Below are 13,339 nucleotides of genomic sequence, written 5' to 3'. Positions count from 1 at the left end.
CATGAACGCACCGGCCTATCAGGGCATCAAGGACTTCATCCTCGCGCGCATTCATGCGGGCGAATGGGGCGAAGGCGACCAGGTGCCCTCCGAAAACGAGCTTGCGCGCGAATTCAACGTGGCGCGCATGACCGTCAACCGCGCGTTGCGCGAGCTGACCTCGGAGCAGGTGCTCACGCGTGTGCAAGGGTCGGGCACCTTCGTGGCCCGTCCCAAGTACGAGTCCACGCTGGTGGCGATCCGCAGCATCTCCGACGAAATCGTCGCGCGCGGTCATCGCTATCAGGCCAACGTGCTGCACATCGGCGCGAGCATCGCCGACGAAGCGCTCGCCGAGGAAATGCAGGTGAGCGCGGGCAGTCCGGTGTTTCATTCGCGTGTGCTGCACTTCGAAAACGACGAGCCGGTGCAGCTCGAAGAGCGCTGGGTCAATCCGGCAGTCGCGCCCGAATACGCGCTGCAGGACTTCACGAACACCACGCCGAATCAGTATCTCGTGCGTGTCGCGCCGTTGCAGCGGGTCGAATACCGCATCGAGGCATTGGCTGCCGACGGCGATACACGCGAGTTGCTGACCATGGACGAACTCGAACCGTGCCTCGTGCTGCATCGGCGCACGTGGTCGCAAAGCCAGGTGGCATCGATCGCCAATCTGTGGCACCCCGGCAGCCGTTATCGCTTCACCGGACATTTCTGACTCAGCCGTTTTTGCCGTACCCGAATCTTTTTCGACCATCTTCAAGCTTTCCGAGGGCCATCATGAACAACCCGAAACACATCGACCCGCGTCTCGATCCTACCCGCACGATCCGCGCACCGCGCGGCGCGGAAAAGACCTGCAAGACCTGGATTGCGGAAGCCGCGTACCGGATGATCCAGAACAATCTGGACCCGGAAGTCGCCGAGCATCCGCATGCGCTGGTCGTGTACGGCGGCATCGGCCGAGCCGCGCGTAACTGGGATTGCTACGATCAGATTCTCAAGTCGCTGAAAGATCTCGAAGAAAACGAAACGCTGCTGATTCAATCGGGCAAGCCGGTCGGCGTGTTCCGCACGCATGCCGACGCGCCGCGCGTGCTGCTGGCGAATTCGAATCTGGTGCCGCATTGGGCGACCTGGGAACACTTCCACGAACTCGATCGCAAGGGTTTGATGATGTACGGCCAGATGACGGCGGGCAGCTGGATCTACATCGGCAGCCAGGGGATCGTGCAGGGCACCTACGAGACGTTCTTCTCGGTGGCGAACCAGCATTTCAACGGCGATCCTTCGGGCCGCTGGATTCTGACGGGCGGCCTCGGCGGCATGGGCGGCGCGCAACCGCTGGCGGCGACCATGGCCGGCTTCTCGATGATCGCGGTGGAATGCGACGAGACGCGTATCGACTTCCGTCTGAAGACGCGTTACGTCGACAAGAAAGCAGCGACCCTCGACGAAGCCCTCGCCATGCTCGAGGAAGCGAAGAAAGCCGGCAAGCCGGTGTCGATCGGCCTGCTCGGCAACGCAGCCGATGTGTTCGCTGAATGCGTGACGCGCGGCATCACGCCGGATTGCGTGACCGACCAGACCAGCGCGCACGATCCGATTCACGGCTACCTGCCGCAAGGCTGGAATGTCGAAGACTGGCGCGAGCGCCAGAAGACCGTGCCGGACAGCATCGTGCTGCCTGCCAAGCAATCGATGGCCAAGCAGGTCCAGGCCATGCTGACGCTGCAGGAACGCGGCGCGGCCACGCTCGACTACGGCAACAACATCCGCCAGATGGCGCTGGAAATGGGCGTGGAAAACGCGTTCGATTTCCCGGGTTTCGTGCCGGCGTATATCCGTCCGCTGTTCTGCGAAGGCAAGGGCCCGTTCCGCTGGGTCGCGCTGTCAGGCGATCCTGAGGATATCTACAAGACCGATGCGAAGGTCAAGGAACTGATCCCCGACGATCCGCATCTGCACAACTGGCTCGACATGGCGCGCGAACGTATCGCGTTCCAGGGCTTGCCGGCGCGGATCTGCTGGGTCGGCGTGAAGGATCGCTATCGTCTGGGCCAGGCGTTCAACGAAATGGTGAAGAACGGCGAGCTGAAGGCGCCGATCGTCATTGGCCGCGATCACCTCGACACCGGTTCGGTGGCGAGCCCGAATCGCGAAACCGAATCGATGAAGGACGGCTCGGACGCGGTCAGCGACTGGCCGCTGCTCAACGCACTGCTGAACACGGCAGGCGGCGCTTCGTGGGTGTCGCTGCATCATGGCGGCGGTGTCGGCATGGGCTTTAGCCAGCACTCGGGTGTCGTGATCGTCGCGGACGGTACGGATGCGGCGAAGGAGCGTCTCGGCCGCGTGCTGTTCAACGATCCGGCAACCGGCGTGATGCGTCACGCGGATGCGGGCTATGAACTCGCGCAGGAAACGGCGCGCGAGGCGGGTCTCAATCTGCCGATGCTGGGCCGTTGAACGTGGCGTTTCAAGGCATGCCTCGCAGCGCGCCTGTGGGCAACGGCGCAAGCCTCACGCTGATTCGCGGCGCCGATCTCGTGGCGGCGCCGTGGAAGAACGGCGGCGGCGTCACGCGTGAAGTGGCGGCGTTTCCCGAAGGCGCGGGGCTCGACGCCTTCGTGTGGCGGGTGAGCGTGGCCGATGTCGCGCAAGCCGGGCCGTTCTCGCGATTTGCCGGCATCGATCGCACGCTTGTGCTGTTGTCCGGCGCGGGCATGTTGCTCGATGAAGCGGATAGCGCGCACGGCGCAAAGACGCATGCATTGACGCAAGCGCTTGACATGGCCCGCTTCGCCGGCGAGGCGCAAATCGACGCGCGTCTGGTCGACGGCGCTACTCGCGACTTCAACCTGATGGTGCGGCGTGACGCGGCACAGGGCGAAGTGGAAGTATGGCGCGGCGCAACGCAACGCACGCTTTCCGCCGACGCGCTCCTGCTGTATTGCGCGGAAGGTTCGGTGTCGGTAACACCGGGCGACGCGCAAGCATTGTCGCTTGCCACCGGCGACACCCTGCGCATCGACACGCCGAACGCGCTGTCATGCACGGTCGAAGGCGCGGGCGCCTTGCTCGCAATAAGCATCCGTTACAAGCAACGATGACGACGATTCGCGTGCACGTCTGCTTCCTTTATGGCGTTTGCACGCGAACCACCACAGACACGCAACAAGCTGCAAAGAGCACGCGATGAAGCAAACCGTCTGGCATCACCTTAAACTTTGCCCGCAGGGCGATCCCCAACACACGCTGCCCGATGCCGCGATCGCCGTTGAAAACGGCACGATCGTATGGCTCGGCGCGGCTTCGTCATTACCCGCCGAATACGCCGCATGGCCGCGCGAAGATTTGCACGGCGCGTGGGTGACGCCGGGTCTCGTCGATTGCCATACGCATCTCGTGTACGGCGGGCAGCGCGCGGACGAATTCGCGCAGCGCCTCGCGGGCGTGAGCTACGAAGAGATCGCGCGGCAGGGCGGCGGCATCGTCTCCACGGTGCGCGCCACGCGTGCCGCGGACGAAGCCTCGTTGTTCCGCCAATCGGCCGCGCGTCTCGAACCCTTGCTCGCCGAAGGCGTGACCACGGTCGAGATCAAATCCGGCTACGGCCTCGACCTCGCGAGCGAACGCAAGATGCTGCGCGTCGCGCGTCAATTGGGCGAGCGTTATCCCGTGACCGTCTATACGACGTTTCTCGGCGCGCACGCGCTGCCGCCCGAGTTCGCCGGCCGTGCCGACGCGTACATCGACGAAGTCTGCAACACCATGCTGCCCGCGCTCGCCGACGAAGGTCTCGTCGATGCCGTCGACGTGTTCTGCGAGCGCATCGGTTTTTCGCTGGAACAAAGCGAGCGCGTTTTCAGGGCGGCGGAACGTTACAAACTCCCGGTGAAAATGCATGCCGAGCAGTTGTCGAACGGCGGCGGCACGGCACTCGCCGCGCGTCATCATGCGCTGTCCGCCGACCACCTCGAATTTCTCGACGAAGCCGGCGTTGCCGCGATGAAGGAAGCGGGCACGGTGGCCGTGCTGCTGCCGGGCGCGTACTACTTCATCCGCGAGACGCAGTTGCCGCCTTTGGAATTGCTGCGGCGCTATGACGTGCCGATCGCGATTTCGACCGACAGCAACCCCGGCACATCACCCGCCACCTCGCTGCTGCTGATGATGAACATGGCCACCACGTTGTTCCGCATGACCGTGCCCGAAGTGCTGCAAGGCGTGACGTCGCACGCGGCACGCGCGCTCGGCAAGGCGGATCGCCACGGCTCGCTGGAAGCGGGACGTGTGGCCGATTTCGCCGTGTGGTCGGTCGACTCGCTGGCCGAGCTGGCTTACTGGATTGGACGTCCGCTGTGCGCGCGAGTCGTGCGCGCGGGCGAGACCGTTTATACGCGGCGTGAATTGAGCTAAGGCCTGAGATGACTGAACCGCACAAGCAATCGAATCAATCGCTATTCGCCGAGTACGCGTACCTGCCGGATGGCTGGCGCCGCAACGTGCTGCTGGAGTGGGGCACGAACGGCACGCTCACCGCCGTCACGCCCGATACGTCGACGCCGCCTGCGGGCGTGCAGAAGGCCGCGGGTCCGGTACTGCCTGGCATGCCGAATCTTCATTCGCACGCTTTTCAGCGCGCGATGGCCGGCCTCACCGAATATCGCGCATCCGGCGCGGGCGCCACGGATAATTTCTGGAGCTGGCGCGACCTGATGTATCGCTTCGCCGCGCGCATCACGCCGGAAGGGCTGGCGAGCGTCGCGCAATGGCTGTACATCGAAATGCTGAAAGCGGGCTATACGTCGGTGTGCGAGTTCCATTACGTGCATCACACGCCGGACGGCAGCCGCTATGCGAATCAGGCGGAACTCGCGCAACGCGTGGTGGATGCGGCCTCGGCGAGCGGCATCGGCATGACGATGCTGCCGGTGCTGTATCAGTACAGCGGCTTTGGTTCGCGCGCGCCACGTGAAGATCAGCAGCGTTTCATCAACACGCCGGAAAGTCTGCTCGATCTGCTCGGCACGTTGCGCGCGGCGCGCCCTGAAACTGCCGCGTTGCGTTATGGCGTGGCGCCGCATTCGCTGCGTGCCGTATCCGCGGAGTCGTTGCGTACGCTGCTCGGCGGCATCGAGAACACGGCGCCCGTTCATATCCATATCGCCGAGCAGACCGCCGAAGTCGATGCGTGTGTCGAAACCGAAGGCGCGCGCCCGGTGCAATGGCTGCTGGATCGTTTCGATGTCGATAGCCGCTGGTGCCTCGTGCACGCCACGCACGTCGATGCGAACGAAACGCTGGCGCTCGCGAAAAGCGGCGCGGTAGCCGGTTTGTGTCTGACCACCGAAGCCAATCTCGGCGACGGCATTTTCCCGGCGCAGGAATATCTCGACGCGCAAGGGCGCATCGGCGTGGGCTCGGATAGCCATATCGGCGTCGACTGGCGCGCGGAGTTGCGTTTGCTCGAATACGGCCAGCGTCTCACGCGCCGGCAGCGCAACGTGCTGGCGTCGGCGCAGGCCACGCATGTCGCCGATCGTCTGTTCGACGCCTCGCTCGAAGGCGGCGCGCACGCCACGGGTCGCGCGGTCGGTGCTCTGCAGGCGGGCCGCCGCGCCGATTGGCTCGTGCTCGACGCGAATCATTCGAGCATTGCCGAGCATGCACCGAACGCCTGGCTCTCGGGCGTTGTATTCTGCGAGCATGGCGAAACGCCGATTCGCGACGTCTACACGGGCGGCGACAAGGTCGTCGAGAACCGCCGGCATCGCGATGAAGAGGGCGCATATGCGCGCTATCGCGTGGCGCTGGCGGACCTGCTCAAATGAACGACGCGCCAACTTGCCGGCGCGTGTCACATAAGTGCTGAACTGATCCTTCGATCCTATCGATTCCGGACTGACATGACTGCTTCGAATACTCCGCCGGTTTTCTCGCTGCATCGGGGAAGCCTGCCGCTGCTCATTTCGATTCCGCATCTGGGTACGCAAATCCCGGCCGACATCGCCACGACGATGACGCCCGCCGCGCAGCGCACCGACGATTGCGACTGGCATCTGGACCGTCTCTATGCGTTCGCAAAACGCATGGGCGCGTCGATTCTCGCGCCCACCTACGCGCGTTATGTGATCGACCTCAACCGTCCGCCCGATGGCGCGAATCTGTACCCGGGCCAGGACACGACCGGTCTGCTGCCGGTGGACACGTTCGACAAGGAGCCACTGTATCTGGACGGCCAACTGCCGGACGAGGCCGAAACCGCGCGCCGTCGCGACGCTTACTGGAAGCCTTACCACGAGGCGCTGCAAGGCGAACTCGCGGCGCTGAAGGCGAAACACGGCAAGGTGCTGCTCTGGGAAGCGCATTCGATCCGCTCGCACGTGCCGCGTTTTTTCGAGGGACGTCTGCCCGATTTCAACTTCGGCACGTCGAACGGCGCGAGCGCGGTGGCGGGATTGGCCGAGGAGATGGCCGCTACGGTCGAGCGATACGATGGAGGCTATACGGCTGTCGCCAACGGACGCTTCAAGGGCGGCTATATCACGCGCGAGTATGGCCAGCCGTCGCAAGGCGTGCATGCGTTGCAACTCGAACTCTCGCAGATCACGTATATGGAAGAGCACATGCCGTATGCGTATGACGAAACGTTGGCCGCGAAAGTCGAGCCTCTGCTGGAGGCGCTCGTCGTGAGAGCATTGGAGCGCGTCGAGACGGCGTGACATGCCGCTCGTCTTCATTTCTTTTCCACGCGCTTCACGATAGCCGCGCAAGTTGCGCGGCATGTGAAGCGCGTCGGCTGGCACCGCAAAGGTGTAACAGCATGTGTCCGTGATTGCATGCTGCCGTTTTCGCGCAGAACGTATAGAGCGCGTTGAAGAAATCAGCTTGCTCTGCTTCGACCTGATGCCGAAAAAAAAGCCCCGCGTTTAGCGAGGCTTTATGACGTGCCGGTCAGGGCGTGGCACCGCCATTAGTGGCAGCGTTTTTCCCAGTGATGATGAACACGCACCTTGTGGCAAACAGGGTGATGATGTTCATAAGCTTGCGCGGGAGCGATGGCGCTCAGGGCTGCGGCGGCTGCGGCGATGGCGAGGACGATCTTCTTCATTACAAAATCCTTAAATCAGTGTTGGGGTACTAACGGCGCAGCACGGGGCGTGCCGCGACCGCCTGCAAGCATGCCACATCGCGCGCATTGAGCGGAGGAACGCTGAGCAAACCCAGGTGTCAATTCACAACGACGCTCGTGATAAGCCGCCACCGGCAATGGATAGCGGGCAATGGTGCGTAGTCGCGCAGTGGCGTGTATTTACGACAGTTCGACGCTCACACAGTGGCATTCCGGGATTGCGCGCCATGTGGTGAAGCGTCTACCCTTTCAAAACGATAACGTGCGACGCGCGTGATCTCTACATCGGGCAAAAAGATGGAAGACCCAGCGATGGAAGATTCCGACGAATTGCTGCTCCCGGTCTGGCGAGCAAACCTGGTGCTGTTGACCCGCGAGGTCGGCGCGGCCACACGACTCGCGCGGATGATGACCTTCTCCGCGAGCTATCTGAAACTGATGTTGTCCGGCCAGCGCGAATTCAGCGAGGAATTCGTGCGCGGCATCGAAGCGGTGACGGGTTTGCCGGGCGGCTGGATGAACGCGCCGCACACCGAGCAGGACATCCCGCCCAACGCGCGTGAAGCGATCGACAACGAACAGCCGCTCGCGCGGTTTCGCGGCACGGCGCATCCGGTGCGAAAGAAGTCGGTGCTGCGGCCGCCCGAACCGATTTTTGGCCAGCCGGGGCCGGCTAAGCGCGTCGAGGAAGAAATCCTCGACGCGGAAGCGCATCGGCGTCAGGCGCACTTTCGCAAGGTCCGCGATGTGGCGATCCAGGACGTGCGGCGTTTCGAGCGGCACTTGACTCACGCGCCGGTCGAACTGGCGACGATGCGTGCCAAGGTGGAGGACGTGATCGCCGCCGCCGATCTCGACGACCCGATCCAGGCCGATCTCGCGGGACGGCTGGAGCAGATCGAAAAGCATCGGCACCTGCTGCTCAGGCACGTCGAGCGATTGCAGGCGTTGCTCGGGCAACTCGGCGAGACGGAGTGAGGCAGTGAGCGGCCGGTTAGCGTGCTAAAACCACGATAAGAACTCAGCCGAGGTGCATCTTGGGGAAAATTGCCGTCACGCTGCAGCAGGCGCTTGCCCGTTGTCGACAGGATGGCGCGCGAGGCAGGGCGCGGCGCACATGACGCGGGGCGTGGCGTTTTTTCTCAGGCTGGCCTGCGGGTCGGCGCTGGGCGCGTGCGTCGCGCTTGGCGCGTTCGCCGACGACAATACGTCCACCGCGTCCGGTGAGGACCGCGCGCCTTCCACGATCGAGCGCGACGTCCATCTCTTCACGATCCAGAAAGACGGCTCCGTCGAGGAATACGACGACACCGTCCTGCGCGCCGACACGACGAGCGGCGTCGACGATATCGCGCAACGCTACGTGTGGTTCAACAAGGACATCGAGCAGGTGCAACTGCTGGCCGCCGAAACGATCGACGTGGACGGCGTTGCGCATCCGGTCGGTCCCGAGGCGATCCGCGACGTGCAGGAGCCGCGCTCGGCAGGTGCGCCGAGTTTCGAGGACGGCGTGTTGCGCACGGTGATCTTCCCCGGCGTGGAGGCGGGCTCGCGCGTGCATCTGGCGTTTCGCAAGGCGCGCACGAAGCCCTTGCAGGCGGGCACTTTCGCGTACCTCGTCGAGCCGACGCGCGACCCGGTCGAACTGCAACGCCTGATCTTCGATCTGCCCGCCGACGTGCCGCTCTATGCCGACGCGCACGGCTACGTCGCCGTGCCGCCGGTCACGGCAAACGGCCGTACCCGCTACGAGTTCGACTACCAGCACGGCCCGTATGCGCCGCTCGAAGCGGGCTCGGTTGGCTACGCGAACTGGGGCGATCGCCTGATGGTATCGACAGTGCGGGACTTCGCGAATTTTGCCGCTCGCTATCGGGGCCCCGCAACCGACGCGACGACTGGCGATCCGGCGATTGTCGGCCTCGCGCAAGCGCTCGCCGCCGGCACCGACGATCCGCGCGCGAAGGCGCAACGGCTCTACGACTGGATGCGTCTGAATATCCGCTACGTCGCGCTGTTTCTCGGCGAAACGGCGGCGATTCCGCACAAGGCGGCCGACATCCTGCGCAACCGTTACGGCGACTGCAAGGACCACGTCGCGCTCTACGGCGCGCTGCTGGCCGCGGTTGGTATCCGCAGCGAGGCGGTGCTGCTCAATCTCGGGCCGTACTACAGTTTGCCGGACGTGCCCGGCTACGGATCGAGCGCGATCAATCACGCGATTATCTGGATTCCTGACTTGTCGTTGTATGCGGATACGACGGCGGGCGGCACGGCGTTCGGTTATCTGCCGCCGAGCGTGATGGACCGGCCGGTCTTGCTGGTCGGCGAGGGCGTCCTGTCGCGCACGCCGGCCACGCAGTTGCGCGAACGCAGCGCGCGCGTGCAGATCGACATCGATGAAAGCGGGGCGGCGAATTACGCTTACCGCGCGGAGGACGCGGGTTTTACTGCCGAGATCGAGCGCAATACCTTCAGGCGCTCGACGCGGCAGCGCACGCAGCAGATCGCCGCGAATCGTCTGCTGCAGACGGGCTTGCACGGCACGACGCAATTGCGCACGGCGGATCTCAGCGCCACGACCGGACCGTTTGCCACGTCGATGCAAGGGAAGGTGGAGCACTTCGTCTGGACCGACGGCACTACGGCGGTGCCGGCCTTGACGAGTTTCTCCGGCGGCATGGGCTCACAGGTGCAGGCGTGGCTCGCGGAGCCATCGAGGACTCAGCCCTGGACGTGCATCGGCGGAGAGTTCGACGAGACTCTGGAAATGACGCTGCCGCGCTTCGTGCGAGTGACGGATTTGCCGTCTGACACGGCGGTGCAAAACCGCTTTCTGACCTTTTCATCCCGCTACGTCTACGATCCTGCCGCGCGAGTCTTGCAGGTCAGGCGGCACTTGCGTGCCGCCTTTGGCCATCAGATGTGCTCCGCGAGTGAGTTCGCCGAAATGCACGACGATCTCGTTCGAATCGAGCGCGACCTCGATGCCGAACTGGTGGTCAAGGCCGCCAGGTCGAAGAGCCCATAGCGATAGCCGATACCGCCGGCACGGGCGCAACATCGAAACCCGTGCCGGGGTCACACGCGGCTTAACTCCCGCTCTTGGTCACGATGGGCACCCACGCGCCATTCTTGACCTGATAAAGCGTCGATGCGCCGCTCTTCAACGCGCCGGTGTTGTCGAAGGAAATCTTGCCGGTCACGCCTTCGAAATCGATGGCCTTGAGCGCGGACCGGTAGTCGTTCGGCGAGCTGGACTTGGCCTTCTGCATGGCCTTGATCGCGGCCCAGGCGCCGTCATAACCGAACGGCGCATAGGACAGGATATCCACCCCGAAGCGCTTCTTGAACTTCGCGGAGAAATCCTTGCCGCCCGGCAACTGCGCGAGTGGCCGTCCATATTCCCAGGCCATCACGCCTTCGGCCGAATCGCCCGCGAGCTTGATGAAGTCCTGATCCATCACGCCGCCGCCGCCCACCAGTTGCGCGTTCATGCCCAGTTGCTTCATGCGCTTGGCGAAGCCCGCCGCCTGCGTGTCCAGTCCGCCGAAGAAGATCAGATCGGCATTGGTCGATTTGATCTTGGTGATCTGCGTGCTGAAGTCGACCGCTTTGTTGTCGGTGTACTCACGGGCCACGAGGTTGCCGCCGTGCGCTTTCACCGCTTTCTCGAACTCATCCGCTTCGCCCTGGCCGAACGCGGTGCGGTCGTCAATGATCGCGATGCGCTTGGCCTTGGTCACTTCCACGGCATAGACGCCTGCATTGCCGGCGTTCTGCGCGTCGGTGGAAATTACCATGAAGGTGTTCGCAAAGCCGCGTCCGGTGATGGTCGGGTTGGTGGCGGCCGGGTCGATCACCGGAATGCCGGCCTGCTCGTAGATCTGCGAGGCGGGGATCGTCGTGCCCGAGTTGAAGTGGCCCACCACGGCGGACACGCCCGCGTCGACCAGCTTCTGCGCGGCTTGCACGCCGATGCGCGGGTCGGCCTGGTCGTCTTCGGAGACGATCTGGAATTGGGCCACCTTGTCGCCGATCTTGATCTTTTGCGCGTTGGCTTCTTCCAGCGCGAGCCGGACGCCATTCTCCAGATCCTTGCCGTAGCCGGCGTTGGCGCCGGTCAGCGGGGCAGCGAAGCCGATCTTCACCGGCAGGTCGTCGGCGAAGCTGGCCGGCGGCGCGATGGCGAAGATAGCGCCAACGAACAGGGCAAGCGGTTTCAGCGTGTAGCGAAGACTCATGGTCTCTCCTTCCATCGACAGTTTCAGGTTGTGAAAGCGGCAAGGCGGTAACGCTGGATCGACGCGCGCGCATGGGCTTCGCATGGCGCGCATCGAGAGACTACGAATGATCGGTCGCTTTGAACAATGCGGGAATGCGCGCACTTGCGCGGATTTGCGTTCAGGCGGTGATCAATCTGGCGCGAATATAGAAAGCCAAATTGGCACCGTCTTGGCAGTTCGAGGCGCTTTGAATGAGCATTTCGGCATAGTCCGCGCAGGGCGTTCGCTGGCGGCGTCCCAGCGCGGGTGCGAGGGTGCCGATTGCGGCATATGCTTAAGAGGGCGGAGCGAGCGGCGCTTTCGGCAATTCTTATTGTGATTTCTCGACTTGACGGGCAACCGAGGCGGCCCGCAAACGTCGGAGTATTGGCGCAAACCCGTTTAGACAAGCGGAACATCAAGGGTATGCAAAATGGATATTTTCGCTGATTGAGCTTGTTAAAGATATTCGCTTCACATAATCGCCGGGGGTCGCCAAGTTCCGAAAAATGGTGCATATGTTTTTCAGTTTGGCGGAGTTTGTAAAATTTCGTTGATAATTGGCGGGATACTTGACACGCACCCGCAATACTACGAAAGTATGCGAATAAATCGATGTTGAACGGTAAGGTGGCTTTTTAAAAAACTTGGCTCGCCATTTATTTGTGAAACGTTTTTCTCGATTCCGCAAATCATTTTTCCATTCGTGAGCTTAGGGTTTCGGACGGATGGTGCAAAGAGAATGGGCGTCTCGCAAAACGATGAAGAAAATATATGAATGCTCCAGACCCACTCGCAACTTATCATGAGCACGCTGTGGATAGCGAATCTTCGCGATCTGATAGCCAGTTGAACTGTCCGCACCTTGTTCAAGCGCGGCAGCGGGCGCATTTAAAGCTTCCTATCGGTGCAGACAGTTTCCCTTTTTCTGAGGGCGAGGAATCAATCGTTACACATCCTTTTAGTGGCTTTGCCGCATTTATGGGCTGACTGAATGGTGCAAAGCGAGGTTCGCCAGGTCGATGAGGCGCACGTTTCTCGTTTTTAGATAATGGATTTCGGTGTGTTGGAGTGTTCGAAGGGATGTCGGCAAAATCGCGCTAGGTTTTGCGGTTCTGTAAAAATACGGTAATAACAAATTCCGTCATTCAATGACTATAAAAATAACGAGTGCGCACCTCTACTACCAGATTATGAATCTGGAAGACGCCCACATTGAGGTGCGCAGCACGGCAAAGGCGTATATTGCATCGCTTCTTGATGATGACGACGCGGCGCTCCAATCTGATTCTCTTGCTGCCGCGACGCCCTGCGTGGATGCGAGCAAGTTGGTCGCATGGCTCGACACGCTTGCTGGCCAGTGGCGTTCCGATCAGCTGATTCGTCATCCGGCGGCGTGCACGTCCGCTGCCATGCGTTTCGTCGCGGCGCAATATGCACCGGTCGGGCTCGCGCCGGGTTGCATGTTGCAGAACATGACGCAGGCGGCAAACAGTCACGAGCCATTCCCCGCACATGTGCATGCGGCACACCTGTGGCACACCGGCGGCTTTGCTTTCGCACGCAATCATGCTTGCCTGTATCGTCAATTGCTCGAACATACCGGCCAGTATTTGCCGACTATCGATTCGCCTATGTTCGCAAAGCAGGCGAGACTGCTGCCGGAGTCGTCGAATCTCGGGGCTTACTGGCTAGCGTTATCGCTGAGTCCCGGCGTGTATGGTCCGGAAATCCTCGGCGCGGCGCTTTTTGAGTTGCAGGTCCCGATCGCGCCGGCAGTCGAAGCATTGCTATGCGCCGACGCTGCCATGCGTGGACACCCGTACATGGCGGCGCGCCATGACGCATCGAGGCAGGCCGCGCAGCGGCACATCGAGCAGGCGATCGGCGAACTGTTCGGCGAGCCGGCCAGCGACCCGTTGGTCATGGCGGCGCGCATCGAACGCGGACATCGGTT

At 62.5% G+C, this 13,339-nt stretch carries 12 protein-coding genes; 8 read left to right on the top strand and 4 right to left on the bottom strand.

Annotation, left to right across the window (positions count from 1 at the left end; genetic code table 11):
• The first annotated feature begins 1 nt into the window (after nucleotide 1).
• From hutC to hutG, 6 genes are all read left to right on the top strand, one after another.
• The gene (hutC, locus tag ACFSNN_RS40805) at nucleotides 2-697 is read left to right on the top strand and encodes a histidine utilization repressor (RefSeq protein ID WP_012432558.1); all 696 of its coding nucleotides are present in this window, start codon (nucleotides 2-4) and stop codon (nucleotides 695-697) included.
• 62 nt (nucleotides 698-759) lie between these two features.
• Nucleotides 760-2,448, top strand: coding sequence for a urocanate hydratase (gene hutU / locus ACFSNN_RS40800; protein WP_134456479.1), 1,689 nt, complete (start codon nucleotides 760-762; stop codon nucleotides 2,446-2,448).
• A gap of 17 nt (nucleotides 2,449-2,465) precedes the next feature.
• Nucleotides 2,466-3,092 carry a HutD/Ves family protein gene (locus ACFSNN_RS40795; protein ID WP_134456478.1) on the top strand — a complete coding sequence of 209 codons (627 nt, stop codon included), beginning with the start codon at nucleotides 2,466-2,468 and terminating at the stop codon, nucleotides 3,090-3,092.
• An 85-nt stretch (nucleotides 3,093-3,177) separates the two neighbouring features.
• On the top strand, nucleotides 3,178-4,401 hold the full coding sequence (gene hutI, locus ACFSNN_RS40790) for an imidazolonepropionase (protein ID WP_134456477.1): 1,224 nt from the start codon (nucleotides 3,178-3,180) through the stop codon (nucleotides 4,399-4,401).
• Between the two features lie 8 nt (nucleotides 4,402-4,409).
• Entirely contained in the window at nucleotides 4,410-5,816 is a 1,407-nt protein-coding gene (locus tag ACFSNN_RS40785) for a formimidoylglutamate deiminase (protein ID WP_134456476.1), read from the top strand.
• Between the two features lie 75 nt (nucleotides 5,817-5,891).
• Nucleotides 5,892-6,707 carry an N-formylglutamate deformylase gene (gene hutG, locus ACFSNN_RS40780; RefSeq protein WP_134456475.1) on the top strand — a complete coding sequence of 272 codons (816 nt, stop codon included), beginning with the start codon at nucleotides 5,892-5,894 and terminating at the stop codon, nucleotides 6,705-6,707.
• A 251-nt stretch (nucleotides 6,708-6,958) separates the two neighbouring features.
• Here hutG and ACFSNN_RS40775 read toward each other — a convergent pair whose 3' ends face one another.
• Nucleotides 6,959-7,096 (bottom strand): hypothetical protein, encoded by a 138-nt coding sequence (locus tag ACFSNN_RS40775; protein WP_166799235.1) that lies wholly within the window; start codon nucleotides 7,094-7,096, stop codon nucleotides 6,959-6,961.
• A 333-nt stretch (nucleotides 7,097-7,429) separates the two neighbouring features.
• Here ACFSNN_RS40775 and ACFSNN_RS40770 point away from each other — a divergent pair, with 333 nt between their 5' ends.
• Together ACFSNN_RS40770 and ACFSNN_RS40765 are read left to right on the top strand one after the other, a co-directional pair.
• Nucleotides 7,430-8,095 carry a hypothetical protein gene (locus ACFSNN_RS40770; protein WP_012432564.1) on the top strand — a complete coding sequence of 222 codons (666 nt, stop codon included), beginning with the start codon at nucleotides 7,430-7,432 and terminating at the stop codon, nucleotides 8,093-8,095.
• 139 nt (nucleotides 8,096-8,234) lie between these two features.
• Nucleotides 8,235-10,148: a DUF3857 domain-containing transglutaminase family protein gene (locus tag ACFSNN_RS40765; protein ID WP_134458913.1), complete on the top strand. Its 1,914-nt coding sequence runs from the start codon at nucleotides 8,235-8,237 to the stop codon at nucleotides 10,146-10,148.
• A 61-nt stretch (nucleotides 10,149-10,209) separates the two neighbouring features.
• Here the strand turns inward: ACFSNN_RS40765 and ACFSNN_RS40760 are convergent, their stop codons facing one another.
• The 3 genes from ACFSNN_RS40760 to ACFSNN_RS40750 form a co-directional block, all read right to left on the bottom strand.
• Nucleotides 10,210-11,361 (bottom strand): branched-chain amino acid ABC transporter substrate-binding protein, encoded by a 1,152-nt coding sequence (locus ACFSNN_RS40760; RefSeq protein ID WP_134456474.1) that lies wholly within the window; start codon nucleotides 11,359-11,361, stop codon nucleotides 10,210-10,212.
• A gap of 1,169 nt (nucleotides 11,362-12,530) precedes the next feature.
• Nucleotides 12,531-12,983: a hypothetical protein gene (locus ACFSNN_RS40755; protein ID WP_166799234.1), complete on the bottom strand. Its 453-nt coding sequence runs from the start codon at nucleotides 12,981-12,983 to the stop codon at nucleotides 12,531-12,533.
• Nucleotides 12,984-13,172: 189 nt separating this feature from the next.
• Nucleotides 13,173-13,334 carry a hypothetical protein gene (locus ACFSNN_RS40750; RefSeq protein WP_166799233.1) on the bottom strand — a complete coding sequence of 54 codons (162 nt, stop codon included), beginning with the start codon at nucleotides 13,332-13,334 and terminating at the stop codon, nucleotides 13,173-13,175.
• Nucleotides 13,335-13,339: the final 5 nt, after the last annotated feature.

This window comes from Paraburkholderia dipogonis (assembly GCF_042680985.1).
GTDB lineage: Bacteria > Pseudomonadota > Gammaproteobacteria > Burkholderiales > Burkholderiaceae > Paraburkholderia > Paraburkholderia phytofirmans.
The sequence above is the reverse complement of the archived record's forward strand: the minus strand, read 5'-3'. Positions and strand labels throughout refer to the sequence as shown.

What these genes read in the sequence shown, in the direction of transcription:
- hutC (WP_012432558.1), top strand. Translation starts at nt 2, where the DNA reads ATGAACGCACCGGCCTATCAGGGCATCAAGGACTTCATCCTCGCGCGC.
- hutU (WP_134456479.1), top strand. Translation starts at nt 760, where the DNA reads ATGAACAACCCGAAACACATCGACCCGCGTCTCGATCCTACCCGCACG.
- ACFSNN_RS40795 (WP_134456478.1), top strand. Translation starts at nt 2,466, where the DNA reads ATGCCTCGCAGCGCGCCTGTGGGCAACGGCGCAAGCCTCACGCTGATT.
- hutI (WP_134456477.1), top strand. Translation starts at nt 3,178, where the DNA reads ATGAAGCAAACCGTCTGGCATCACCTTAAACTTTGCCCGCAGGGCGAT.
- ACFSNN_RS40785 (WP_134456476.1), top strand. Translation starts at nt 4,410, where the DNA reads ATGACTGAACCGCACAAGCAATCGAATCAATCGCTATTCGCCGAGTAC.
- hutG (WP_134456475.1), top strand. Translation starts at nt 5,892, where the DNA reads ATGACTGCTTCGAATACTCCGCCGGTTTTCTCGCTGCATCGGGGAAGC.
- ACFSNN_RS40775 (WP_166799235.1), bottom strand. Translation starts at nt 7,096, where the DNA reads ATGAAGAAGATCGTCCTCGCCATCGCCGCAGCCGCCGCAGCCCTGAGC.
- ACFSNN_RS40770 (WP_012432564.1), top strand. Translation starts at nt 7,430, where the DNA reads ATGGAAGATTCCGACGAATTGCTGCTCCCGGTCTGGCGAGCAAACCTG.
- ACFSNN_RS40765 (WP_134458913.1), top strand. Translation starts at nt 8,235, where the DNA reads ATGACGCGGGGCGTGGCGTTTTTTCTCAGGCTGGCCTGCGGGTCGGCG.
- ACFSNN_RS40760 (WP_134456474.1), bottom strand. Translation starts at nt 11,361, where the DNA reads ATGAGTCTTCGCTACACGCTGAAACCGCTTGCCCTGTTCGTTGGCGCT.
- ACFSNN_RS40755 (WP_166799234.1), bottom strand. Translation starts at nt 12,983, where the DNA reads ATGTTCGAGCAATTGACGATACAGGCAAGCATGATTGCGTGCGAAAGC.
- ACFSNN_RS40750 (WP_166799233.1), bottom strand. Translation starts at nt 13,334, where the DNA reads ATGTCCGCGTTCGATGCGCGCCGCCATGACCAACGGGTCGCTGGCCGG.